Origin of the sequence: Anoxybacillus sp. P3H1B (assembly GCF_001560855.1) — a bacterium.
GTDB classification, from domain to species: Bacteria; Bacillota; Bacilli; order Bacillales; family Anoxybacillaceae; genus Anoxybacteroides; species Anoxybacteroides rupiense.
This window is the reverse complement of record NZ_LPUG01000012.1, coordinates 144,434-170,495: the sequence shown is the minus strand read 5'-3', so window position 1 is coordinate 170,495 and position 26,062 is coordinate 144,434. Positions and strand designations below refer to the sequence as shown.

General features: G+C 43.0%; 24 protein-coding genes. 2 read left to right on the top strand and 22 right to left on the bottom strand.

Going from position 1 to position 26,062, the window contains the following annotated elements; genetic code table 11:
• Positions 1 to 88: 88 nt before the first annotated feature.
• From lepB to AT864_RS08150, 6 genes are all read right to left on the bottom strand, one after another.
• Entirely contained in the window at positions 89 to 625 is a 537-nt protein-coding gene (gene lepB / locus AT864_RS08175) for a signal peptidase I (protein WP_066148146.1), read from the bottom strand.
• Positions 626 to 642: 17 nt separating this feature from the next.
• On the bottom strand, positions 643 to 1,260 hold the full coding sequence (locus AT864_RS08170) for a TVP38/TMEM64 family protein (RefSeq protein WP_044745663.1): 618 nt from the start codon (positions 1,258 to 1,260) through the stop codon (positions 643 to 645).
• Positions 1,261 to 1,675: 415 nt separating this feature from the next.
• Positions 1,676 to 2,215, bottom strand: a complete 540-nt coding sequence (locus tag AT864_RS08165) for a competence protein ComK (protein ID WP_044745662.1) — start codon at positions 2,213 to 2,215, stop codon at positions 1,676 to 1,678.
• 111 nt (positions 2,216 to 2,326) lie between these two features.
• Positions 2,327 to 2,527, bottom strand: a complete 201-nt coding sequence (locus tag AT864_RS08160; protein WP_066148143.1) for a hypothetical protein — start codon at positions 2,525 to 2,527, stop codon at positions 2,327 to 2,329.
• A gap of 356 nt (positions 2,528 to 2,883) precedes the next feature.
• Positions 2,884 to 4,167, bottom strand: coding sequence for an isocitrate lyase (gene aceA, locus AT864_RS08155; protein ID WP_066148140.1), 1,284 nt, complete (start codon positions 4,165 to 4,167; stop codon positions 2,884 to 2,886).
• Positions 4,168 to 5,053: 886 nt separating this feature from the next.
• Positions 5,054 to 6,322 carry a M48 family metallopeptidase gene (locus AT864_RS08150; RefSeq protein WP_066148136.1) on the bottom strand — a complete coding sequence of 423 codons (1,269 nt, stop codon included), beginning with the start codon at positions 6,320 to 6,322 and terminating at the stop codon, positions 5,054 to 5,056.
• 145 nt (positions 6,323 to 6,467) lie between these two features.
• Here AT864_RS08150 and AT864_RS08145 point away from each other — a divergent pair, with 145 nt between their 5' ends.
• Positions 6,468 to 7,058: an SCO family protein gene (locus AT864_RS08145; protein ID WP_066148135.1), complete on the top strand. Its 591-nt coding sequence runs from the start codon at positions 6,468 to 6,470 to the stop codon at positions 7,056 to 7,058.
• Between the two features lie 169 nt (positions 7,059 to 7,227).
• Here AT864_RS08145 and AT864_RS08140 read toward each other — a convergent pair whose 3' ends face one another.
• From AT864_RS08140 to AT864_RS08120, 5 genes are all read right to left on the bottom strand, one after another.
• Positions 7,228 to 7,428: a transposase gene (locus AT864_RS08140; protein WP_369815506.1), complete on the bottom strand. Its 201-nt coding sequence runs from the start codon at positions 7,426 to 7,428 to the stop codon at positions 7,228 to 7,230.
• Positions 7,429 to 7,631: 203 nt separating this feature from the next.
• Positions 7,632 to 7,934 carry an AzlD domain-containing protein gene (locus AT864_RS08135; RefSeq protein WP_066148129.1) on the bottom strand — a complete coding sequence of 101 codons (303 nt, stop codon included), beginning with the start codon at positions 7,932 to 7,934 and terminating at the stop codon, positions 7,632 to 7,634.
• Positions 7,924 to 8,646: an AzlC family ABC transporter permease gene (locus AT864_RS08130; RefSeq protein ID WP_066148126.1), complete on the bottom strand. Its 723-nt coding sequence runs from the start codon at positions 8,644 to 8,646 to the stop codon at positions 7,924 to 7,926. Before AT864_RS08130 ends, AT864_RS08135 begins: the two co-directional genes overlap by 11 nt.
• Before the next feature lie 150 nt (positions 8,647 to 8,796).
• Positions 8,797 to 10,335 (bottom strand): fatty acid--CoA ligase family protein, encoded by a 1,539-nt coding sequence (locus tag AT864_RS08125; RefSeq protein WP_066148122.1) that lies wholly within the window; start codon positions 10,333 to 10,335, stop codon positions 8,797 to 8,799.
• A gap of 390 nt (positions 10,336 to 10,725) precedes the next feature.
• On the bottom strand, positions 10,726 to 11,460 hold the full coding sequence (locus tag AT864_RS08120; protein WP_066148120.1) for an MBL fold metallo-hydrolase: 735 nt from the start codon (positions 11,458 to 11,460) through the stop codon (positions 10,726 to 10,728).
• 152 nt (positions 11,461 to 11,612) lie between these two features.
• Here AT864_RS08120 and yhfH point away from each other — a divergent pair, with 152 nt between their 5' ends.
• On the top strand, positions 11,613 to 11,750 hold the full coding sequence (gene yhfH, locus AT864_RS17530) for a protein YhfH (protein ID WP_080860509.1): 138 nt from the start codon (positions 11,613 to 11,615) through the stop codon (positions 11,748 to 11,750).
• 38 nt (positions 11,751 to 11,788) lie between these two features.
• Here yhfH and AT864_RS08115 read toward each other — a convergent pair whose 3' ends face one another.
• The 11 genes from AT864_RS08115 to AT864_RS08065 form a co-directional block, all read right to left on the bottom strand.
• Complete coding sequence (locus tag AT864_RS08115; RefSeq protein ID WP_066148117.1) at positions 11,789 to 12,616, bottom strand: carbohydrate ABC transporter permease; 828 nt, start codon at positions 12,614 to 12,616, stop codon at positions 11,789 to 11,791.
• Between the two features lie 15 nt (positions 12,617 to 12,631).
• Entirely contained in the window at positions 12,632 to 13,933 is a 1,302-nt protein-coding gene (locus AT864_RS08110) for an ABC transporter permease subunit (RefSeq protein ID WP_066148115.1), read from the bottom strand.
• Positions 13,934 to 14,022: 89 nt separating this feature from the next.
• On the bottom strand, positions 14,023 to 15,330 hold the full coding sequence (locus AT864_RS08105) for an ABC transporter substrate-binding protein (protein WP_066148111.1): 1,308 nt from the start codon (positions 15,328 to 15,330) through the stop codon (positions 14,023 to 14,025).
• 59 nt (positions 15,331 to 15,389) lie between these two features.
• Positions 15,390 to 16,406: a LacI family DNA-binding transcriptional regulator gene (locus tag AT864_RS08100; protein ID WP_066148110.1), complete on the bottom strand. Its 1,017-nt coding sequence runs from the start codon at positions 16,404 to 16,406 to the stop codon at positions 15,390 to 15,392.
• Between the two features lie 137 nt (positions 16,407 to 16,543).
• Positions 16,544 to 18,946: a YhgE/Pip domain-containing protein gene (locus AT864_RS08095; protein WP_066148108.1), complete on the bottom strand. Its 2,403-nt coding sequence runs from the start codon at positions 18,944 to 18,946 to the stop codon at positions 16,544 to 16,546.
• A 71-nt stretch (positions 18,947 to 19,017) separates the two neighbouring features.
• The gene (locus tag AT864_RS08090) at positions 19,018 to 19,590 is read right to left on the bottom strand and encodes a TetR/AcrR family transcriptional regulator (protein ID WP_044745648.1); all 573 of its coding nucleotides are present in this window, start codon (positions 19,588 to 19,590) and stop codon (positions 19,018 to 19,020) included.
• A gap of 97 nt (positions 19,591 to 19,687) precedes the next feature.
• Positions 19,688 to 21,118, bottom strand: coding sequence for a protoporphyrinogen oxidase (gene hemY / locus AT864_RS08085; protein ID WP_066148105.1), 1,431 nt, complete (start codon positions 21,116 to 21,118; stop codon positions 19,688 to 19,690).
• A 17-nt stretch (positions 21,119 to 21,135) separates the two neighbouring features.
• Positions 21,136 to 22,071, bottom strand: a complete 936-nt coding sequence (gene hemH / locus AT864_RS08080; protein ID WP_066148102.1) for a ferrochelatase — start codon at positions 22,069 to 22,071, stop codon at positions 21,136 to 21,138.
• A gap of 10 nt (positions 22,072 to 22,081) precedes the next feature.
• Positions 22,082 to 23,131, bottom strand: a complete 1,050-nt coding sequence (hemE, locus tag AT864_RS08075) for a uroporphyrinogen decarboxylase (RefSeq protein WP_066148373.1) — start codon at positions 23,129 to 23,131, stop codon at positions 22,082 to 22,084.
• A 140-nt stretch (positions 23,132 to 23,271) separates the two neighbouring features.
• Positions 23,272 to 24,447, bottom strand: a complete 1,176-nt coding sequence (locus AT864_RS08070) for a M20 family metallopeptidase (RefSeq protein WP_066148098.1) — start codon at positions 24,445 to 24,447, stop codon at positions 23,272 to 23,274.
• Between the two features lie 146 nt (positions 24,448 to 24,593).
• Positions 24,594 to 25,988, bottom strand: coding sequence for a hypothetical protein (locus tag AT864_RS08065; protein WP_066148095.1), 1,395 nt, complete (start codon positions 25,986 to 25,988; stop codon positions 24,594 to 24,596).
• Positions 25,989 to 26,062 lie beyond the last annotated feature (74 nt).

Below are 26,062 nucleotides of genomic sequence, written 5' to 3'. Positions count from 1 at the left end.
CGTTTGTTTAAAAGAGGGAGATCGTGGGAAATCGTCATCTGTCAAAGTAAAAAAGGTATTCATTGAACGCTTGTTTCGATGAATACCTTTAAAACTGAATGCTAATCTCACGAAAAGGCCAGCAGCGCGCATTAACTTTTCCAACAATTCGGTTCATTTTCACATAGCCAAAATGGCGGCTGTCCCAGCTAACTAAACGATTATCACCTAAGACAAACACATAGCCAGAGGGAACCGTCTTTCTCCCGGTCACTTCTTGAAGCGTAAAATCCCCGGTGAGTTTTCCATTAACCAATTTACGTTTATATCGCTGCAAATACGGTTCTTCTATCGGCTTCCCATTAATGTATAACACATCATTTTTATACATGATGCGATCGCCAGGAAGACCGATAACACGCTTGACATAATCCTTTTGCGTATTGGCATGGAACACGATAATATCAAAACGCTGGATGCTGCCAAATTTCTTCACGATTAAGAAATTGCCGTCCTGCAGCGTGGGCATCATCGATTCTCCTTCAACTACATAGTTAGTAAATAATAAAAACCGCGCCAAAAAAACCAGTGTCAGACTAACTGTCCATATAACCGATCTTCTCCGATAAATTGGCTGTTTGCTCATCACACTGCCCACCCAGCTTAAGAGTCTTTTTTATCTGTTTTTTCCGTCAATGAAAACCTTGCTTCTACTTTCTTCCCTGCATACCATAAAAGGAAAATCGCGATAATGACCGCTACCGTGCGAAGCGGCTGTTTGGCCAAAGCCGCCAAATCATAGCCAATAAAGCTAATCATAAAAATCATCACCATTTTGCCGAGAAGTACGGCTAAAATAAACTGCTGGCGGCTAACGCGGGCTAGTCCAGCCACGACATTGATAATCGCCGATGGTGTAAACGGAAAACAAAACAGTAAAAACAATGGGCCAAATCCATGGCGTTCCACCCAATCCACCAGTTTTTTCACCTTTTGATGACGGCTCAAAAAATGAAAAAACCGTTTCTGGCCTATTTTTCGAGCAAGTAAAAAAACACAAATGGATCCGAGGCAAGCGCCAATCCACGAAATCATAATTCCTTGCCAAAGCCCAAAAGCAGCCGCGTTCGCCATCACAAATACAAACATCGGAAGAATCGGAAAAAACGACTCTAACAGCGTAACGATAACCCCGGGCAGCATCCCAAACGAGCGGTAATGTTCCAGTAATTCTAATACATGCTTTAATGTAAACCAGTGCTTTAATGCTTCGATGTCCATGAATACTCCCCATTTACATTGTTGCTAACAATCTTATTTTACACGGTTACGCGGGGAATATAAATAGAGAGAATTTTAACAACTTCTAAACGAATCATCACTTCTAGAAGTGAGTGTTTCTTGAGTCTCACGACGAAGCCTTTTTCGTCTCCCTCATCGTAACTTCCCGCTGCGTGATGATACATATTCAACCAATCGAAAATTTTGATACGGTATTACGCAAAGACTGAAGCGCTTGGTTTTCGTCTAGATTCTCTCTGCTCCCCCAGTTATTGGCAAAGAACCTTTGTTTCTATAGTAGTACAATAGTTCAGGGAATACAATCCATTTCACCTATGCCCACTGCCATTCATCCTGATCGTTGGAATTTTGCCCTTCACGTAATGGAAACCGGGAATTTTTCGAGGTTAATAATTCATGACAACCAGTCTTTTGTTTGATCCATTCTAAACAAATACTGCATTTTTCGTTCACGCGCTTCCATTCTTTCAGATAGCTTCGTGCGCAGCTGGGCTGTGCGATAAAGTTGATTGACAAACGAATAGTAGGAAATATCAAGGCAAACACTTTTATCGTTTTTAAAATATACGGTTGTTGTGTCGCCGCGAGAGGGTTCGTATTCGAGCACGTGCATATGCGAAATCCATACGCATCGTATATCATTTGGAGATGTTGTAGGAAACACATAAATTTCGTTCAGTGGTTCAATCGCAATGGGAGGCTTGTGGGTAATGCCTATAATTTCTTTTGTTCCTTCCTTTCTACCTTTTAAGCTTGAGCCGTAGTAATAGCAGCTGCGGGAAATAATCTCAATCGGCTTCATCTTGACGATGTATTCTCCGTCTTCTTCAATGACTTTTGTGTAATGATGGTCATGAAAATGATGAGGCAAAATGACCATTGTGTAGCGGCTCACAATGAAGTCATTTAATACAATAAATTCGTTTACTTTCATTGAAATCGTTCACCTCTCACATCGATTAAAATGACTTGTACATCTTCATCATACCATTTACATCTATATTTTTCTATATTTTCAAAAAATAAAGAGCGATTAAAAAATCGCTCATGAATAATAAAAAACGGGGTACCTCTCTTCCTCTGCCAAATACTCGTTTGCCTGTTTGATCGCTTTATGTTCTGCATTTGAGCTGTCTGCATATCCAACCTCATCGAAAAACGCTTGATAAAAATGAAAATCGGTGCTTATTCTTACTTCGGGATTGAGCACGGAATCAAGCGGCAATTCCTTTCGGCTATTCTGCATTTGTCAACACCTCCTGATGTTATCATGTTTCATTTTTCGCTAAACATGCAAAAGGTTCGCATCGACTGCGAACCTTTTGACTGCTGACAAATGCTTTCATCCTGCGTCACAGGCCTCGTACATCCACTCATGAACGTTTTGGTTCCATTCACGTCTTCACTCAGCTGTGTTCCTTATCTGCCAAGCGCTTTCAAACGAGTCCGATGTGAAACCATGCCATCAATAAAGGATATTAAAATGGTTGTAGACAAAGTCAATGATGACTTTGTCTACAACTTGAAGGCTCGCATAGACGCGAGCTTTTCTCTCTATTATTTTCTCTATATAATCCCCCGTATTTCCTTACATTTCTATGATTAAGCTGTTGTGAATTGTTCTTCTTCTGTCGATCCCTTAAGTGCCACCGTTGACGATTGTCCCCCGGAAATGACTTGGGATACTTCATCAAAATATCCTGTTCCAACTTCACGCTGGTGTCTAGTTGCTGTATAACCGTATTTTTCAGCTGCAAATTCTGCCTGCTGTAATTCGGAATACGCCGCCATACCGCGCTCTTTGTATCCGCGTGCCAATTCAAACATGCTGTAGTTGAGGGAGTGGAATCCTGCCAATGTAACGAATTGAAACTTGTAACCCATTTTTCCAAGCTTCACTTGGAAGTTCTCAATTGTTTCAGCATCCAATTTCTTTTTCCAATTAAAGGATGGAGAGCAGTTATACGCAAGCAGCTTTCCAGGAAACTTCTCATGAATAGCTTCAGCAAAACGGCGTGCTTCTTCCAAATTCGGTTCACTTGTTTCGCACCAAATTAAATCGGCATATGGTGCATATGCTAGGCCGCGAGCAATCGCTTGATCCAATCCTGCTTTTGTGCGGTAAAACCCTTCCGGTGTGCGTTCTCCTGTAATAAATTCTTGATCGCGCGGATCAATATCACTTGTAATTAAATCAGCGGCATTTGCATCCGTGCGAGCGATTAGCACCGTTGGAACTCCCATAACATCTGCCGCCAAACGCGCTGCAATTAAATTGCGTACCGCTGTTTGCGTAGGCAATAATACTTTTCCGCCTAAATGACCGCATTTTTTCTCAGAAGAAAGCTGGTCCTCAAAATGTACCGCTGCTGCTCCTGATTCAATCATCGCTTTCATCAATTCAAATACATTCAGCTGCCCGCCAAAGCCCGCTTCCGCATCTGCTACAATCGGAACAAAATAATCGATATCACCGCTTCCTTCTAGATGTTGAATTTGATCCGCCCGCTGTAACGCTTGATTGATCCGTTTCACGACATGTGGCACGCTGTTGGCAGGATATAAGCTTTGGTCCGGATACATTTGTCCAGCTAAGTTGGCATCAGCCGCTACCTGCCAGCCGCTTAAATAAATCGCCTTTAATCCCGCTTTTACTTGTTGAACAGCTTGATTGCCAGTCAATGCCCCAAGCGCATGCACATAATCCTCTGTATGAAGCAAATTCCAAAGCTTTTCTGCTCCACGGCGAGCAAGCGTATATTCGATATCGATCGAACCGCGCAACTTGATCACATCTTCTGCAGAATAAGGGCGCTCAATCCCTTTCCATCGTTCCTCCGTGTTCCAGCTTTCTTGCAATTGTCTCACTTTTTCATCACGTGTCATTTTCCCTTCCCCCTCTTTTTTTCAGTAAGATCCTCAAAATGGCCTTCTATTTTCAGCGAATAAAAATATGAACTAAGCCATTTTTGTTAAAGTTGAACTAACTTTTTTATAGAAAGTAAATTTCCATCAAGTGTGAGATGCTTTTCTTCAGAATACCAGCCGTGCGGACGAACCCTTCAGCACAGCCGTCTCTTCCCTCGTAAATAGAGTTTTCCTTCTGGAGATTCATAAGTGATCATACGGTGGTGTCTCGTAAGTGGGTTGGTGTCTTTGCTGTCCGTTTTCTTATGTCGGAGAATAAACATCTTCCAAATCAACCATAACCCCCTTAGCCCCGGAATAGAGCGCGTCAATCATCATTTGGCGATCCGCCGGCTCCGCAATTTCAATATGCTAGTCTAGCAGATCTTTAGAAATGGGTCTCACGGTTGCCGATATGAACAGTTTCTTCTGGGGAGTTTAACAATCTTTCCATCATCCATTTCTTGATGCTTTTTCTTTCTTTGCTCAAACAATTTCCTTCTTTTCCAACCAAAATCGCCCTCTTATTTCTCCGTACATTTGGAAGGCTCATCTGTCAAAATGGTTTCTACCTCTTTTTTATGCGTCCATTTGCATGAAGTCGCGATATTTTCGTCTCCATATCCCCCACCTTCCTTTTGTTATAATACAAATAATATTTTTTCTGTTGTTATTATATAACAGAACATCCGAAAAGAAAACTATTTTTTTGAAATTTTTTAAAAAAATAAGCAGAAAGTGTTTCACTTTCTGCCTGCAGATAATATCACCGAAAAATTCAAGACTCAGCAAAGAAATCAGTGGGTGATGTTTAAAAGAACACAAATTTCATGGAAGGACCAAGCTTTATCCATAAATAGAACTTTCATTTATGCCCATTCTCTGATTTTTGCTGTTCTAAAAACACAATCCTTTCAAAAATAGTCGGATGTGTATAGCGAAAAATTTTCACTAGATATGGTGGGTACACCTCGCTAAGTCCAGCTTTGGCCAGTTTTTGAAATGTGGAAATCCCGGCATCTGCATCTTCTGTTAATTCAACCGCATATTTATCAGCCGCATGCTCTTCATATCTTGACACCATATTAGTCAAAGGCGTAACAGAAAACTGGAGCAGCGACATGATGAGCAAAAGCAGCGGCAAGGAAGCTAATTCTCCCACCGCTTTTATACGCAAATGCTTTCTCCATTTAGCAAGAGCCCAGCTCATCAAGCGGCTGACCATCCATAGTCCAAAAAAAGCCAGCACAATGGACCCTGCTATGCCCCAGTATATATGCTTCATTACGTAGTGCCCCATTTCATGGGCCATAATAAACAGTACTTCTTCCTGTTTTAACCGTTCAACCGTTGTATCCCACAACACAATGCGCGCATGGGAACCGATGCCTGTCACATATGCATTCAGTGCATTGGTTTTTTCAGACATATTGACTTCAAATACATGGTCAGCTGGAATATGCGCTTGTTGTGCCAATGATAAAATTTCCGCCTCAAGCGCGTGATTCTTTAGTGGATAAAACTTATTGTATAATGGATCAATGACAACAGGTTGAATAAACATCAAAAAGATGGTCAATGGAATCGATATCAACCAAGCAAAAAACCACCATCTTTTTTCAAAGCGACGAATCAACCCATACAAAACCGTGATGACGAAAAACAGAAGCAGCGTACTGATCAAAAAATCAGTGACTTCATCTCGAAGCCAGCTAGACATGGATTGCGTACTGATTCCATAGGCTCGAGAAAAATGATAGCTTGCCAACTCCAATGGCAAGGCGGCAGCTGTGATGATCAGCGACAACCAAAATACATAAAGCGCGGTTTGCATCCAAAATGCTTTTGTGGCACGCTGCGCCCATTTCTGCAGCATGTTGGAGATTCCCAGCAGTAAAATCAATAAGTAAACAAACCAATCATAAGGAATAGAGGCAAAATATAAAAAATTTTTCAAATCGGAATACCGCTCGCTCAAATGCTGCTCTCCTGATGTTAAAAAGCTGGATGGATCTGCACTCGTTCCCCGCCATTCAGTCGGAATGGACGCATCAGAAAACCAAAATAAATACAGCGCGATACCTGCACAGTACAACACATAAATCAACACCGACCAATAGATCATTTTTTTCATCAAATTCCCCCTTCGAATGGACAACATTCCTTATCATTAGTGTAGTCTCTTTTGGATGAATTAGAACGTCAGATAAAGTTCAAAATCATTATTCGTTTTTCCTTACTTTTTCATGTATCATGGAAAATAAGGGAGGGTGAAGCTGTTGAAAAAAATATATTGGATGTTCGGCATCTTGCTTGCTGTATGCATTGGCATCGGGATTTTTTATGTTTCCATATACCGTCAATGGCAAATGAAGCTGCCAAACAACATAACCATGGAAACGGCATGGGGGGAAGAATATTCATTCAATAAAATGACACCAAAAATGCGGCTGCTCGAATTTATTTATACAAATTGTCCAGACATTTGTCCAAATACGACATTCGAAATGACGAAGCTGCGGCAAAAATTAGAGCAACAGCGTGTATTTCCAAATAAAATCGAGTTTATTACCATCACCATTGATCCGAAGCGCGATACAGCGGCAAAGCTTCAAGCATACGCTAAAACTTTTCACATTTCGCCAAATGACAAAGGATGGATTTTGCTTCGCGGAAGTGAACGCGATACAAAAAAAGTAGCCGACGCCTTTGATTTCCAATATCGCGACCCCGGCAACGGCATGCTCATTCATACAACTCGCACATACCTGCTCGATGAAAACAACCGTGTCATTGAGCAATTTGGAATGGGCAAAAAAGGATTTAAATACGAAGAAGTTTACGAGACCATTATGGACAAAATCAAATAGAGGCTGTCTCAAAAGGTCGTTAAAACGCCCCTTTGGGAACCGCCTCTTTTTTACTACTTGATTATTTATTTCTTTTTTGAAGCAGGAATGGCTCCTTATTTCTGAATTTGATCCTGTTTTTTCTTTAGTTGGATCGGTTGTGGCCGCCCACTTTCTCAAATGGTGGCCCTCATTCCAAGGTGGTTTTTGGGAGCCCTCTTAACCAAAATCGCTGAAATTGCTGGTTGTACTTGATTGGCCCAAACACCGGGTCCTTTTCGATTGTCCGTTTTCGGTACGTCGCCGCCTCTTCTTCCGTGGACAGCCGTTCCCGGATCCCCTGCCGTTGTTGCGGATGGTTTTCGTGTCTTTGCCTTTGGCGCCAATCCACTCATCCAGCTCCTCCTCATACATCATGTCCTCAATTCGGTGATCTCCTTTGCACACGCTTTCGTTGGTTCCCGATCCAACGTGCTGTACTCGATCAGGGCAACGATCTCCTTTTTCACAATACGTGTAGTTCTCCTCTTTATCCAAAAAAGGGGCCCAAAAACGAACGCTATACGAACACTTTCGGGACCCCCTCTTCCTTTTTTATAGGGCAGCATAAACACTTAAAACTAAAACAGAGGCAAGCACTACGATAATGATATTCGCACCAAACCACGCCACGACAACAGCACTGACAAAGCCGAGCACGCCGAACCAAGGATCCTCGTCAAGCAAAAAAATTCCCGGTACAATTAATGCTCCTAATATCGCGTATGGCACGTTTTTTAATACCCCTTGCAAAAACGGCGGGAGCTTCACTCGATGAAAAACAGCAAGCGGAAGCATGCGCGGAATATACGTAACCATTCCCATTCCAATAATCATCCAAATAATGTCATAGCGCATCGTCGCTTTCCTCGCTTTCTTTGGCAAAAGATTGAACGAGTACGGAAGCAAGCAAGGTGGAGATGACAATCGCCCAGCCTTTTGACATATGAAGCCCCAGCAACAAAATAGAATGGAACGCAGCGGCTAAACAAGCAAGCCAAATCACTTTTCGTTGCTTCTTTAAAGTCGGGACAAGCAAGCCGATAAACATGGCGTATAGAGCAACAGACATGCTTTCCTGAAGGCTTTTTGGCAGTCTCTCTCCCACTACATGGCCAACACCTGAGCTTATCACCCAACTCCCATAAGATACAAAAATTAAACCCAACATGTAGGAGGCATTCACTTTTCCCGGTTTCATCGCCGCTACGGAAAAGGTTTCATCTGTAATGCCAAACGCATATAACGCCTTTTTCCATAACGATTCCTGCTCCGCTTTTTCATTCAATGCCGCCGCCATCAAAAAGTGACGAATATTTAAAATAAAGGTGGTCAACACAATTTCAAATCCGCCTGTGCCAAGCGTCAACAAGTTTAAAGCGATATACTGCGACGCCCCGGCAAAGACGATCACGCTCATCATCACCGTTTCCCACAGCGTCAATCCTGTTGTTTTCGCCAATAGTCCAAATGTTAAAGCAATCGGCATATACCCGATTGCAATGCTCATCCCCGCTTGCATCCCTTGGCGAAATGAGGACAACGTTCGTGCAGTAAGTGCTGTGTCCATCTTCCTCCTCCTTTCTTTCTTTATTTTCCGTAAATGATTTGCGTTTTTCAATAAAAAAAGTACCGATTGATCGGCACTTTTTTCAGCCAAGCCCATTTACACCGCTTTCTCTTTCTATTTAAATCCATCACCCACGGGCTTGAATATCGCTTAGCGTGAAGTCAATTGCTCCTTCAATGCCCTTCTTAAAATTTTCCCGGTTGTATTTTTCGGAATTTCGTCTAAAAATTCAACCATGCTTGGCACCTTATACTTGGCAAGATGCTCCCGGCAATATTCGATCAGCTGTTCCTCTGTCAAATCGGCATTCTTAGATACAACAAAGCACTTGACTGCTTCTCCAAAATCGGGATCAGGAATGCCGATGACCGCTGCTTCAACAATGTCCGGATGACTGTACAGCACCTCCTCTACCTCGCGAGGATAAACATTATATCCTCCGACAATAATCATATCTTTTTTGCGATCAACGATATAAAAATATCCTTCCTCATCCATTTTCGCCAAATCTCCGGTGTAAAGCCAGCCGTTGCGAAGTGCATGAGCCGTTTCCTCCGGCATTTTATAATATCCCTTCATCACGTTCGGACCGCGCACAATTAATTCGCCGACTTCTCCGACTGGCACTTCCTCGCCAAATTCGTTCACCACTTTATTTTCCACATGTAAAATGCTGCAGCCAATGGACCCCGGTTTGCGCGGACGATCAAGCGGATTAAAACACGTAACCGGAGAAGCCTCTGACAATCCATATCCTTCTGATACAATCACTTTAAATTTTTGTTCAAAATTTTTAAGCAGCGCCACCGGCATCGAGGCTCCGCCAGAGATGCAAAGCCGCAATGTTTGAAAATCCTCCGCTTTTCCGTGTTCATATTGGTACAAAAAGTTGTACATTGTTGGCACCCCAGCAAAGATCGTCGCTTTCTCCTCTCTAGCAAGCTGAAAGATTTTCGCAGGGCTGAATTTTGGAACAATCAGCACCGTTCCGCCATTCATCAACGGCGCATTGAGCGCAACGGTCAAACAAAAAACATGAAACATCGGCAATGTAGCAATCACGCGATCGCTCTCGTTTATTTTTAAATAATTGGCCGTATCTTGCGCGTTGCTATACAGATTCTTATGTGTCAGCATCGCTCCTTTCGGCTTTCCTGTCGTTCCTGATGTATATAAAATAACCGCTGTATCATCCTCAGCAAGCTGCGGTCCTTGATAATCAGCCACACCAGCCTTTAAGACGTCTGTAAACGATTTCATTTTGCCGGTGAATGAAATAGGCTGATCTTTTCCTTGCGGTGTGTCACATACGATGACATGCTCAATGTTTGGTAAGCGAGATTCCATTTTCTGAAATAGCGGAACAAGCAAATCTAAGCCTATAACCGCTTTCACATCGCCATTGGTTAAAATATAACCAATTTCATCAGGCGTATAAATCGGATTGACCGGTATGACCGTCGCTCCCGTCCGCAACGCTCCATATAATCCAATAATGAAGTATGGCGAATTTCCAAGCAATAGCGCAATGTGATCCCCTTTGCCAACTCCCATGCTGGCTAGTCCGCTCGCAAACCGCGAGATTCGTTCATGCAATTCTTGATATGTACAGCTTTCTCCTTCAAACACATACGCTTTCTTCTGTGGCAGCTGCTTGGCCACCTCTGCCAATCGCCACGATAAATTCATAAAACCCTCTCCCCTGCTTAATTAATGAATGAATCATCATTCATTTAATAATAAAAAAATTCTAAATATATTATATTTTATAAAAAAGAGAAGCGCAAGAAAAAAGCCCCACTCCTCCATTTTATCGATCTGTTTTTTCTTGTTATTCTAATAGCGGCATTCACAAAGATGCTAGCCACTATCATTCAATTGTTTTGAAAAACCGTTCAAATGATCCGCTAGATTGTATACGATCATCAACAAGATATATGAATCTAGGCTGTCGTGAAATCTCAACAGCCTAGAAAGCCTGCGTTTTTTTCTTCTATCGCATTCCAAAAGCTAGTCATTATTTACTGCTTGTTTTTCATTTTATGATGGAATCAAAAGGGAGAAAGTTCGTGCGTTTGTTTATCTTTCCCATACAAGCCCTGTCGCTGCAAGCTTTACTGTTCCGGCAAATATCGTTTTTGCTTCCTGAACGAGCTGCGCGTGATCTCCGAAATGCGGCAAATGCGTTAATAACAAGGTTCCTACGTTCGCATCGCGGGCGATGGCTGCCGCTTCTTCACTTGTCATGTGACCAGCTGGAGCCGCGTTTTGTCCCGCATAAAAGTTGCTTTCACAAATGAATAGGTCGGCATTTTGCGAAAATGGCACAAACTCTGGTAAGTAGCTGGAATCCGCCGTATAAACAACCGTGGAGCCTCCCACTGTGATGCGCATGGCGTAGCAAATCACCGGATGCGCAGTTTTCATAAATTGAATCGCAAACGGTCCGATTTCCAACGGTTTCTCTGGATCGTACGCGACCGCTTTTGTGATCTCTTTGTGAGCGAGGCGCGCAAAATCCAACGAGTCAAATGGATGACCGTAAATAGGCAGTTCTGGCAATGAAAATCCGAGATTTTTCTTAATCAGCCACGCATATTGGAGCGGTCCGATATCGGCCACATGGTCATGGTGATAATGCGACAAGATGACGGCATCTAGCTTTTCCACTGACACATAATTTTGCAATTTTGAAAGCACTCCGCTCCCGCAATCCACTAATAACCGAAATCCATCATATTCCAATAAATATCCAGACGTTGCTTCATTGGCGGCTGGGAACCCGCCCCAATATCCAATGACCGTTACTTTCATCATCACTCACCTCTACATATGTAGTCTTTTTTATATCATACATAATTCTCCAACATTTTTCACGATTGTGGAATTTTGTTTTAAAACAGTTATTGACTTATTGAATACTGTTATAATACAATATAAATAACAAATCAACGGAGGCGATTCCCATGCTAATGAAAATTTCTGAATTTTTCAGAAACCTTCCGCCTAAAAAATGTACAGATTGCGGAAAAGAAATCGAAGAGCAGCATGAATGTTACGGCAATAAATGCAACGACTGTTTAGGCGTGATCCATCATCATTAATAGAAAAAGGATGCTCGCTAGTAAGGAGCATCCTTTTTTTATTCTTTTACAGATCCAGATGTTAATCCAGAGACAATCCGCCGCTGAAATAATAATACCATGATCACGAGCGGAACCGTCACAATCACGGTTGCAGCTGATAGTTCTCCCCATGGAATCGTATATTGTCCTTGGAACATCGCAATTCCAACCGGAACCGTTTTATATTTTTCAGCTGTGTTGATCGTCAAAGCAAATAGAAATTCATTCCAAGCAGCAATAAATACAAGAATCGAAGTTGTAAATACCCCTGGTACTGCCAGCGGCAAAATGACTTTAAAATACGTTTGCATCGGCGTAGCTCCGTCCATTTTCGCTGCTTCCTCTAAATCAAATGGGATTTTTCTAAAAAACGTAACAAGCAGCCAAATAGACAATGGTAAAGCAAAGGTAGTATACGGAATAATTAAACCTAAATAGCTATTCGTTAAACCAAATTTTTTAACAAACATGTAAATGGGGGAAATCGTCGCAATTTGCGGAAACATTGACACGGCCAAGACCAATCCGAGAATGACGGCCTTTCCTTTAAATTCAAGACGTGCAATGGCATAGGCAGCAAATGCCGCCACAAATACCGTATACACGGTGGTAATGGTCGCAACCACTGTGCTGTTCCACAAATATCGCAGAAATGGATAATTGACAAACACAGAAACGTATGATTCAAAGGTAGGATGGCTCGTAAACCATTGAAACGCATGATCGCCAAACAGCTCGCTCAACGGTTTCACTGAACTAAGTAAAATCCATAAAAATGGAAACATCACAAAAAAGATAAAAACGGCTAAACAAACATAAAATAATGGTCCAGCTTTTTTAGACATCGTCTCACCCCTCCTTTATTTTTTTGCGCCATCCGAGAGCAAGTCCGCGCCTAATAGTTTAATATAAATCATGGAAATAAGAGCAACACATATAAAGACAATAACGGCTAATGCAGAGCCTTCTCCAAAGTTCGTTTGCGAGAACATCATTTTATAAGCCAAAATGGAAATCGTTTCTGTCGAATTCGCTGGACCTCCGCCTGTCAGCACATAAATGAGATCAAAAACACGGAAGGCATCCAGTGTGCGGAATAGTAACGCAACAAGAATGCTTGACTTCAATAGCGGCAGCGTAATTTTTGTGAACTGCTGCCATTTGGTCGCCCCATCAATGGAGGCTGCTTCATATAAGGAGCTTGGTATGGTCTGTAATCCGGCCAGCAAAAGTAGGGCCATATAAGGAGTTGTCTTCCATACATCAGCAAAAATAACAGCAAACATCGCTCCTACTTCTGTTGTCAATAAATCCCCCATCCGATGAACAATTCCAATATCCTCAAAATATTTCGCGACAATCCCATTCTGTCCATCATATAAAAATTTCCACATTAATGCTGACACAGCTGTCGGGATTGCCCACGGAACAAGAATGGCGGCCCTCACTAATCCGCGGCCAAAGAAGGTTTTGTTAATTAAAAGGGCAATTCCTAATCCCAAGACTAGTTCAATCGCTACAGAAATGATCGTAAAAGAAGCGGTATTCCACAATGCTTTCCATGTACGCGTATCACCAAGGCTGTCCTTGTAATGCTGCCAGCCAATAAAATTCGGTTCCACAACCACTCCCTTTAATCCCTGAGCAAGTCCGACAATTTTATCTGCCTGTTTTAATTTCCCCTCTTCTTTCATTTGAGAAAGTGTTTTGATTACTTCTCGGACGTTATTTTGGAACTGCCGGGCGGCTTCCTCATCAATCTCCACCATTTTAAGCTCATCGCTTGGTGACTCGAAATTATTTAAAGCCTCATCCACTTGATCGTAGCGTTTGGCTACTTCCTGATCTGCGCGAATCGTCTGATCCATTTTTTTCAGCTTTTCCTCGACATCTACCAGCGCTTTCTTCGCGTCAGGATTTGCTTGTGCCATTTCCTGTGTTAAAGAGCTTTTTAAAAACGGATAATTTTGTAAATAACCTTCGAGATCAAGGCTATAATTCAGATGAATGGAAGATTTAGTCGGATCATTTAACCGATAATCAAACAGGCTGTAATAAAATGATTGAATAACCGGCCAAATGGCCACCGCTAAAATAAGCAGCAGCGCTGGAGCAACAAGCGAATATCCTAATATTTGTTCTGCGCGTTTTCCGTTCCTCATGCGGTTCTCCTCCTATGCCATAAAGGATAATTAGCCTTCAGCGCTGAACAAACAGCGATCTGAAGGCTAACCAAATCGTTGAGCAACAATTATTTGTTTAAGGCTGCCTTAATTTCTTTTTCCATGTTTGCAGCTGCTTGCTCAACCGTTAATTCTCCGGCAAGAGCTTTTGATACATTGATTTGAATGATTTCTGACACTTCCGGATAGTTTGGCACAACAGGGCGCGGTACCGCTGCATTAAGAGCATTAACGAATCCTTGCTCACCAAAGAATGGATTCGCTTTGAGCACATCCGCATCTTTATACAACTCTGGAAGCGTTGGAGCAAGTCCGCCGTAAATAGCTGAAATTTTTTGCCCCTCTGGTCCCGTCATAAACTTTACGAATTCCCAAGCCTCTTTCGGATGTTTCGAATATTTGTTAATGGCTGTCATCCAACCTCCTAAAGTAGCGGCAGATCCTTTATCACCCGCTGGAAGCGGTGCTACGCCAACCTTGCCGACGATTTTCGATTGAGTTTGGTCATTGGCCAGTGCATATTGGTAAGGCCAGTTGCGAATAAACGGGGACTGTCCTTCAATAAACGCCGTATGCGATTCAGGCTCTGTGAATGTCGTAATATTGCTTGGCACGGCATCTGATTTTACAATTTCGACCATTTTCTTCAACCCTTTGATCGCTTCTGGGCTGTTTATAACAACGTTATTATTTTCATCCACGATTTTGCCGCCATAGGAAGCAATAAACTCGACTGCGTTACATACTAATCCTTCATATTGCTTTGCCTGCATTAAATAACCAAACTTGGTGCCTCCTGTTCCTTTTAATTGCTTCGCCATGGCTAATAATTCATCCCATGTTTTTGGCACTTTGTCCTGAGGCACAAGATCGGTACGATAAAAGAGCATTCCAGCATCAATAAATTTCGGTAACGCCCACTGCTTTCCGTTGAAGTTACCGGCCGCTAACGCCCCTTGATTGTACTTGCTGAGATCGATACCATCATTATCAATAAAACGGTCAAGTGGCAGCGTATAGCCCGCCTGAGCAAACTCAGCAGGCCAAACCACATCAAGATCCATCACATCAATTTCCGCTGATTGAGCATTCAGCATCGTTACATATGAGTCGTGCTGCTTGCCTGTATCAGCGGGCATTTCGCGGAACTCTACTTTAATGTTGGGATGAGCCTTTTCAAACGCTTCAATCACCTTTTCCGTCGCTTTCGTAGAATCTTGGCCACGCGCATACACAATGGTTACTTTTTTGTCTGATGAGTCTCCTTTGTTTGTTTTCTTTTGATCAGCCCCTTGATCGCTGTTGCCACTAGAACATGCCGTTAACCCGAATGTAAGCGCTAACAAAGCAGAAGATAGTTTGACCGTTTTTTTCATACGTGTCCCCCCGTATCGTACTAAACAGCTTCAGAAATCGATTTCAAAACCTTGAAGGCTTATAATGTCACCAGTTTATTCGATGATACCGTCGACTCTCTGACGATCAATTCAAGCGGAAATTCATATACTTCACGACATCGATATTTGCGGGAATGAATTTTTTCCACCATTATTTCAAGCGCCTTCTGGGCCATTTGCTCAACCGGCTGGTATACAGTCGTAATCGTCGGCTCTATTAATTCCGTAATTTCTTGATTGTCAAAACCTACTACGGCAAGCTGCTCAGGGATGCTGCAGCCATGCTTATTTGCCTCAGAAATAATTCCAGCGGCTACTTCATCGCTGCCTGTGAATACGGCGGTCGGAGGTTCAGAGAGCGCCATCATTTCATGAAACACGCGCCGGCCGCCCTCGCTGTGAAACACATTGCGGAATGCGTATTGTTCATTAAATTCAATTTTATATTCCGCAAGCGCTTTGCGAAATCCTCTTTCCCGATAGCTGGCGACATTGCTGCGCGCTCCGCCTTGGCAATACGCAATGCGGCGATGGCCTTGTTCAAGCAGATGCTTTGTCGCTATGTAGCCTCCTTCTACTTGATCAAGCATCACGGATGGAACGTTCGCTTGTTCGTCAAACTCATTGCACAGAATGATTGGACCATAGTTTAAAAACGGTTCAATGACGTTCCAATCATTTTGCATAGATGCTAAAATGACGCCGTCTACTTGTTTCATCTTTAATAAATTCATATAATTTAATTCTTTTTCCGCCGAATATCTCGTCTGGCAAATAATAAGCTGGTAGCCATGCTCAGCAGCAGCAATTTCCATCGACTCTACTAAATGGCTAAAAAACGGATTCATGATTCTTGGAACAAATAATGCAATCACATCTGTTTTCTGACTTCTCAAACTTCTTGCCGAAGAATTCGGAACATATCCGAGCTGCTCCATCGCTTCGATGACCAATTTCCTTTTATCTTCTGACACATATGGATGATTGTTAATCACTCGTGATACAGTTGTCCGAGAAAGCCCTGCCAGCTTCGCTACATCTTCAATCGTTGGCATCGCTGCATACCCCCTTTCTTGTTGGAGTGCCGCGCCTTTCGCGGTAATGAAATCGTTTTCATATTTGAATTATAATCAACTTTCCAAAAACATTCAACTAGCAATCTCAAAATTTTTTGACAAAAGCACCTCGGCCGTTACGCCTGAGGTGCTTCTGTCATCTGTTTTGCGGTCTTATGAAATTTCCGTTTATGCCAATATATGAAGTATAAGGCTGTGCTAAATGCACCGAATACTAGATAAATCGCAAGAATAGCCGCGTTTTCCCACATGAAGGAAAAATCTCCGCTGGAAATGACAGATCGGAACCCTTGAATGGAGTATGTCATTGGTAAATAAGCCGTTACATGCTGCAGAGCCTTTGGAACTAATTCAATAGGGAACGTCCCTGCGCTCGCTGACAATTGCAAAATGAGAATGATAATTCCAATAAATCGGCCCGGGTCCTCTAACGTTGTGACAAGAAATTGGATCAATGCCATAAACGCAAAGCTGACAATGATACTAAAAATGATAAATCTCGGGGCGCTTTGTACATGGACTCCTAATCCGATAAGCAGCACCAGATCCGCAAGCAATGCTTGCACTGTCCCAATCAGCATCATCACACCAAATTTGCTAATGAACCAGCTTAATCCAGAACGCGGCACGCCCGCTGGTGAACGTAGCGGAAATACAATAGTCGAAAGAAGCGCTCCTACATATAATCCAAGCGATAAAAGATACGGAGCCATTCCTGTTCCATAGTTCGGCACATGGTGAATGGATTCGGTTTTTAGCTTTACTGGTTCCGCAAACATATGATAAACTTCATTATTTGCTTTAACATTTCTGGATTCTTTTGCCCCGTCTGTAAGCTTTTGCGCAAGTTCTCCCGATCCGTTATCAAGTTTTTCCATACCATTGACTAATTGATTCGATCCATCCGTTAATCGATTCATTCCTGTTAGAAGCTGGGAAGCGCCATTTTCTAACGCTGTCATACCGCCGGCAAGCTGGCTAGATCCGCTGGCTAACTGGCTTGCTCCATCCTTTAAGCGTCCTGAACCATCCGCAAGCTCTTGTAAACCATTGGAGAGCTGATGGCTTCCATTGGCGAGATCAGCCGTTCCCGCTTTCGCTTCTCCCGTTTTTTCTTCTAATACCGCTAAGCCTTGAATCACTTTTCCTTGACCTTCTACAAGAGCGCTCGCTCCTTCTGCCAGCTTCTGTTGACCGTCTATCACTTGCTTAAAGCCTTGGTTGAAGGCATTCTCCCCGCTATAAAGCTGAAGCGCTCCCTCTGCCAGCTGATCGGCTCCAGCTTTTAGTGCCGTGGCGCTAGCAGTGAGCTGGCCGATTCCCTCCGTTGTTCGTTTGCTTCCTTGCCATAAAGGCTGAAGCTGATTTTTTAGCGTTTGTAATTTTGCTTTTTCCTCCTCAGTTGGTGCTTGAGCAATCATTCCATCTAACTCTGTTACCACTTGCTCCAGTCCGTTGCTGACTTGCATCGCTCCGTCCTTTGTGCTTTCAGCCCCTTGCTGCCATTGTGACAATGATGCAGAAAGCTCTCCGCTTCCCTCCTTTAACTGTAGAGAGCCGTTAGTCAACGATGGCAGTGCTTCTTGTAGTTGTTCCATCCCTGACAGTGATTGCTGAATTCCTTCCAAAAGACTCTTTGTGCCACCTTCTGTTTGCTTCGCTCCATTAAGCAGTTGGGATTGACCTTCATGTATTCTTCCCAATCCGCCATTTAGCTGCTGAAGGCCGTCATTTAAACGCTGGGAACCTTCACTGGCCGATTTCACCCCGTTTTCAAAGGCAGCTGACTTCTCCGCTAAGAAAGTTAAGTTTTGATTGATGGCTTCTGCCCCAGTCTTGGCTGATCCAATCCCTTTCTGAAGCTGGCTGCCTCCTGTTTGTGCAGAATGAAGGCCCTTCTGCAATTGAACGGCCCCGTCCTCCGCAGTTGACATCCCATTATTTAATTGTTTTGCACCAGCGCTCGCTTCCTGTAATCCTTTCGCCATCTTCTGTACATTTTCAAGCATTGCTTCTGCATAAGTCGCCGTTACCGTGCGGGAGATTTCCTCTTTGATTGCTTCAACCGCTTTATTTCCGATTTGTGCTGATAAAAAGTTCATCCCTTCGTTCGGCTTATAAACAATCTCCATTTGCTTCGGATGTTCATTTTGTAAGGTTGTGGCGTTTTCTGAGAAATTTCCAGGAATCTCGACAACCATATAATACTTGCGCTGCTTTAACCCTTTATTTGCTTCTTTTTGTGACACAAAGTGCCATGCGAACGTGTTTTTTTCTTTGAGCTTTTTCACAAGTTCGTTGCCAATCTCCAGCTTTTCTCCATTTAAGACAGCGCCCTTATCATGATTAACAACAGCAACCGGCAGTTTATCTAACTGCCCATACGGATCCCAAAACGCCCATAAAAACATTCCGCTGTACATTAATGGAATAAAGAGTATAGCAATAATCGGAATCAATATTTTTCGATTGGTAGCAATCGACTTAATTTCCTGAAGCAACAATGAAAACTCTTTCATTGTCTCCCTCCTTTTTAGACACCTGACCATTTTGTTCATTCAGTCATATTTTCAAAAAAGAAGAAGGACCATCATTTTGATAATCCTTTGAAAAAATATAGCTCAAATAATTCGGCAATTTTTTCTTTTGAGAGCGGCTCGTGCTTTTTTTCCCATTCAAACACAAGCGCAAGATACATTTTCAGCATTAAAAATGCCGTGATTTCAGCATCACATGGACGAATTTCCCCCTTCTGCATGGCCTCTTCAATTTTATCGCGAATATAGGCAAGAATCGCCTCATCTAGTTTATGCAGCACCTCTTGAACCGTAGGAGTGCCGATATCACGTACTTCCTGCAAAAGCTTAATCGTCAGCTGATGCTGTTTGCGAAACTCTAAAATGCGGTATAGCGCACGATGAACATTTTCAAAAAAGGAACGATTTTCATCAATCGACTGCTCAGCTGCTTCTTTAATTTCAATAATAACGGATGAAATAATTTCTTCGAGCAGGTCTTCTTTGCTATTAAAAAAAGTATAAATCGTTCCCTTTCCGACATTCGCCATCTTTGCCACTTGATCCATCGTCGTCGCCTTATATCCAAACAGCGAAAAAGATTGCGTAGCAGCCTCAATAATTTGCTGCTTTCGATTCACTGACATTTTCCTTCCTCCTGCAAATTGACTAAATGAACATTTCAGTCATATGGTATAAGGAATGTTACCATAGAACAAAGAAAAAGTAAAGAGGTTAACCTTGTTAGTTAACCTCTTTTAGCGCTTTTCTATTCATTTCTAAATAATCCAGTACTTTTTTGACCGCTTCCTCCCCTTGATCAATACAATCGGGCATTCCCAATCCTTCATAAGAACTGCCCGCTAAAAATACGCCCGGAAGGTGTTCAGCCATTTGTGATTTTATGGTCTCGATTCTTTCTTTATGGCCAACCGTATATTGCGGCATCGCTTCCTTCCATCTAGAAACAATCGAAAATTCCGGATTGCCATTAATGCGCATGATTTTATTTAAGTCATCAAGTACAACCTTGACGATTTCATCATCCGATTGCTCCACGATTGTTTCGTCTCCTGGACGCCCGACATAGCAACGCAATAACGCTTTGTCTGCCGGAGCGGTATGCGGCCATTTTTTATGCGTCCACGTGCAGGCCGTTATCGTATAATCGCTGCGTCGCGATACAACAAAACCTGTTCCGTCTATATCTTGTTCAATCGCTCTCTCTGGAAAAGCAAGCGCTACTGTCGCAACTGAAGTGGACGGAACCGCTTTAAATGGCGCAAAAAACGAATAATCAGAAAGCATGGATGGCACTGTTTGATGCGGAGTGGCAATCACGATGCTATCGGCTTTCCATACATCGCCATTGCTTAAATATAGCGAATAATTCGTATGTTTTCTTTCAATTTTTTCAACGCGAATGCCTTTGAGTACGCTTCCGTGCTCCAATCGTTTTTCAATCTCATCGACTAGTGATTGCAGCCCCGTCGTTAACGTCTGAAAAGCCCCTTTTTTGTTTTTCTGTCCTTCTTGTTTTGGAGTTGTCCGCTTGGTTCCCAGCACAAGGCTTCCATATTTTTGCTCAACATGGAAAAATTGTGGGAATGTTGCCATCAAGCTCATTTGGTCGATATCTCCAGCATAAATTCCTGATAAAAGCGGTTCAATCAAATTCTCTACTACTTCATCCCCGAGTCTTCGTCGAAAAAATTGTCCCAGTGATAAATCTGCGTCTGTTTTGGTCGGCGGCAAAATAAAATCGAATGCCGCCCGCAGCTTTCCAACCGGTGAAAATAACCCTGTTGTCACAAAAGGGCCTATCTTCGTAGGAATTCCCATCACCGCACCGCCAGGGATTGCATATAATTTTCCATTCACTAATATATACGATTTTCCTGTTGCGTTGTGCACGATTTTATCTTGAAGCCCCACTTCATGGACAAGGCGAGACGCGCTTTGCTTTCGCGCTAAAAATGAGTCAGGCCCCCGTTCAATCACAAAACCGTCATGAATGACCGTTTGAATTTTTCCGCCAAGTCGGTGTGTAGCTTCAACCAGCTTGCATTCAATCGGTAGCTGCTGTTCTCTAATCGCTTTTTGTAAATAGTAAGCAGCGGCTATTCCGGCAATTCCTCCTCCAATGACAATGACCGTTTTCTTTTCCTCACTCACCGTTTCATCGCCTTCTTTTACATAAGTTTCATATGCTTTAAAACCACTGTTGCTAACGCATCGATAAAGGAAGGATGAGCATTTGGCATTTCTGGACGGTAATAGCTCGCTCCGATTTCCTCCGTCACTTGCTTACATTCAATATCATTATCATAAAGCACTTCTAAATGATCAGCAACAAATCCAACCGGTAGATAAACAAAGGACGTGTAGCCTTTTTCCTGATGCAGCTGTCTTGTTAAATCTTGCACATCTGGTCCAAGCCATGGCTCTGGCGTATTGCCGGCGCTTTGCCATCCCACTGCATAATGAGTGACTCCTGCTCCTTTGGCAATCATCTCTGCCGTTTCTTGTAACTGACTTGGGTACGGATCGCCTGCAGCTATAATTTTTTCCGGCAAGCTGTGAGCCGATACAATCAACACCGCTTTCTCTCGTTCTTCTTTACTCATTTGGCCATATATTTCTTTTACTTTTTCCACCCAATACTCAATAAATTTCGGTTCTTGATACCAGCTTTCAATCGCATGGATGATTGGACCGTTCAGCTTTTCGGCCTCTGCCTTGGCGCGCGTATTGTACGATTGAATGCTAAAAGTTGAAAAATGCGGTGCGAGCACAAGGCTCACAGCCTCCTCAATCCCATTTTCGTGCATTTTTTTGACCGCATCCTCGACAAATGGTTCAATATGCTTTAAACCTAAATACATGCGAAAGTCGATCTTATCTTGGATTTCATTTAAATGCTGTTCTAACGCTTCAGCCTGCTCTTTCGTAATTTTCGCTAAAGGAGAAATGCCGCCAATGGCTTCATAGCGCTCCTTTAAATCTTGAAGCTGTTCAAGAGGCGGCTTTCGCCCATGGCGAATATGCGTATAATAGCGTTCGATATCCTCTTCTTTATATGGGGTACCATATGCCATAACAAGCAGACCCATTCTCTTTTTCGCCATTTTGAACACCTCATTTTCTATTTTGCGATGTATATTCATGTATAAACGCGGTTAACCGCTTCAGCGTCTCTGGACGAATCTCTGGAAAAATGCCATGTCCTAAATTGAACACATACCCGGATTGCTCCATTCCCTCATCTAAAATTTGTTTAACCCTTGCTTCAATGATTTCCCAAGGCGCAAGCAGCACAGCAGGATCTAGGTTTCCTTGAAGCGCTTTTGTAATTCCTTGAGCTCGCGCCTCTTTAATCGATAAACGCCAATCCACCCCTACGACATCGAGCGGCAAATCGTTCCACTCTTTTGCCAAGTGGCTAGCACCCACACCAAACATGATGAGCGGAACATTTTCCTCGCGAAGCTCCGAGAAAATCCGTTGCATGGTCGGCTTAATAAAATAACGATAGTCTGGCACATTGACCGCCCCAACCCACGAATCGAAAATTTGAATGGCTTTTGCCCCTGCTTTAATCTGAGCTTTCACGTAGCGAATGGTCATATCCGCCAGCTTGTCCATCAACGCAAACCATGCTTTTGGCTCTGCATACATAAACGCTTTTGTTTTATTGTAATTTTTTGAAGGTCCCCCTTCAATCATGTAGCTTGCTAGTGTAAATGGTGCACCGGCAAAACCGATGAGCGGAACTGTCAGTTGTTCGGTCGTTAACAAGCGAATCGTTTCCAACACATAAGGAACATCTTCCTCTGGCTGGATCTCTCCCAGCTTCTCTACATCTTGAAGGGAACGAATCGGATTAGCGATGACCGGACCGATCCCCGCTTTAATATCCACTTCCACTCCGATTGCTGGAAGCGGTGACATAATATCTTTATAAAGAATGGCTGCATCAACCTGATATTGTTCGACAGGCAGCCGAGTGACATAGGCGCACAACTCTGGCTGGTGCGTAATTTCAAACAAAGAGTACTTTTCTTTTAGAGCCCGGTATTCCGGTTGTGAGCGTCCTGCCTGTCTCATGTACCATACAGGAACATATTCTGTTTTTTCCCCAAGACAGGCGCGCAAAAATGTATCATTAAATGGTAGTTTCGTTGTCATCATCATCCGCCTTCCTTTATGACATTTATGCCGTTACATAAGAAAACTTGGCCACAAGCCAAGCTGTGTACAATTACAACTATACAAGTTTCTCTCTTTAATGTATAGAAAACATAACGAAGTGTCAAAAAATTGACGATTTATTTTGTCAAATATGACAGAGCAGCTGTTCCAAGCATTTTAGCAGCAATTAACATCGCTCTTTCATCAAAATCAAATCTAGGATGATGATGCGGAAATGGGGAACTAACCTCCTCCGCTTTCGCTCCAGTAAAGAAAAAGGTTCCCCTTACCTTTTGCAAATAGTAGGCAAAATCCTCTCCGCCCATACGCGGCTCCACTTCTTCAATCATCGTAACCTCAGAAACCTGCTTCGCGATGTCTACAATCAGCTTCGTTTCTTCTTCATGATTGACAAGTGGCGGATATCCCTTTGTATACGTATACTCATACAAACAATCCGCAGCTAAACAAACGCCTTTTGTAATCCGCTCAATTTCTTTCTCAATCTCATCGCGCACAGCTTCATCAAAGGTACGCACTGTTCCAATCAGCTTTGCGGTATCGGCAATGATGTTAAAGGCGTTATCTGCGATGAATGATCCAATTGACACGACAGCTGGCTGCAAGGGATTCACACGGCGGCTGACAATTTGCTGCAAAGCAAGCACAAGCTGTGAGGCTACAACGATCGCATCTTTGGTGCGATGCGGTTCCGCACCATGGCCGCCCATCCCTTTGATCGTTATTTCGAATCGGTCAGCAGCAGCCATAATCGGCCCTGTTCGATATTGAATTTTTCCTGTCGGTTCTGTTGCCCATAAATGCGTGCCAAAAATAGCATCCACTCCTTCCAAGCATCCCGCTTCAATCATGGAAATGGCCCCGCCTGGCGCATATTCTTCAGCATGTTGATGAATCAGAACAATCGTTCCAGCTATTTCCTCCCGTATTTCGTGAAGCACTTTACCTAGTACAAGCAATGACGCCGTATGTCCATCATGTCCGCACGCATGCATCACTCCAGGAACTGTTGATTTGTATGGAACGTCCTTTTCATCTTGAATAGGCAGCGCATCAAAATCAGCTCGAAGCGCGACCGTTTTCCCCGGTTTTCCCCCGTGAATTTTGGCGACTACTCCATTACCGCCCACCTGTTCTTGGACAGGAACGTGTAACGCTTTATAATAATCAGCTATGTACTTGGCCGTTTGATATTCTTGAAATGATAGCTCGGGATGCTGGTGCAAATAGCGGCGAATCGACACCATTTCATCATAATAAGCCTCTAGGCGTTCATATAATGGAATATTCATTTTCTCTCCCCCTGTTTTTTTCCTTATTATATCATGATATGACAAAAGCTGCCTCTTTAATCAAAAGGCAGCTGAAATAGATGCAAACGAAAAATCTCCTGAACCCTCATGCCTACATTTCTTTTAGGGGCGGGGCAGTGAATAGGTCAAATCAAAAACATCGCAACAATGGTGGTTACGACTAAGCCAATCGTAACAGGCACCAAATTCCGCCGGGCTAGCTCAAATGGATCAACTCCGCAAATCGCGGCAGCTGGAATTAAAGCCCAAGGAACAAGCGTGCCTCCTCCCACCCAAATGGCAGAAATTTGTCCAAGCGCTGTCAGTGTAGCAGCACCTGTGCCGATGGCCGTTGAAAATAAATGCGCAATCGAACCGGCTAATGAAATGCCTGAAAATCCAGAGCCGTCTAATCCTGTAATGGCTCCCACAATTGTTAATGTGACCGCGCTAATTCCCTTATTTAGAGGAACAAGATGAGCTAATGCCACTCCCAAATCATTGACAATCCCATGTGAAGAATTTGGTAAGTACTCACCGATAATCTTCGCAAATCCTGTATCACCAAGATAAAAAAATGCAGCAATCGGAATAACGGCGCCAAATATTTTAAAACCAAATTGAAAGCCTTCAATAAAATAATTCGTAATCTCTTCAAAGCTGTTTTGCTTATGAGCAAACAAAGCGATTAAAATCAAGATAAAAATGGAGGTGCCTCCAACTAAAGCGGTAGCATCTCCTCCTTGCAAATGCAAGTAGGACATAGCCACAACATTGAGTGCAAATAAAAACAAGATCATAAAAGCAAACGCTATTTTCGCTTTTTTGGATAGCAGAGAAGGAGGCTGTTCGGCTTTTGCCGCGGTAACGTTTTCATTAAGAGGTGAGCGTAGCTTCCCATTTTTCATATCACGGCGCAGCAATATAAACGCCGTTACCGTTGTTACGATCCCCATCACTAAAACAAGCGGAACGCTCGCAGCCACCACCTGTGAAACCGGGAGATTGGCGGCATCCGCTGTCAGCTTAGGCGCTCCTTGAATGACAAAATCACTTGATAATGCAATGCCATGTCCAAACAAGTTCATAGCCACCGCTACTCCTAAAGCTGGAAGCCCTGCGCGGATAGCAACAGGCAAAAGGACTGCTCCCATAATCGCTACTGCCGGTGACGGCCAGAAAAACCACGAAATCACCATCATTAAAAGTCCGATCGTCCAATATGCTCCACCTGGCGTTCGAATCAGCTTAGCAAATGGAGAAACCATCATATCATTGATGCCCGTGGCCGTTAATATTTTGCTCATTGCCACAATAACGGAGATTACCAAAATCGTTGGCAATAGCTCGGTAATCGCATAAATAAAACTGTTAAACACCACGCTAACGGCAGTGCTTAGTGAATGTGTCGCCACCATCCCCAGCAAGAAAATACCGATAATACAAACAAACGATGTATCTTTTCGTGCGACCATAAATCCAATAATCAGCACGATAAACAGCAAATACATCCAGTGTAGCGCTGTTAGCTCCACTCCCATACCTTATTTCCCCTTTCCGTTTTCCCCATCACGATAAACAAGGCGTTTACCTAACGGATGTGCTTACATGATAT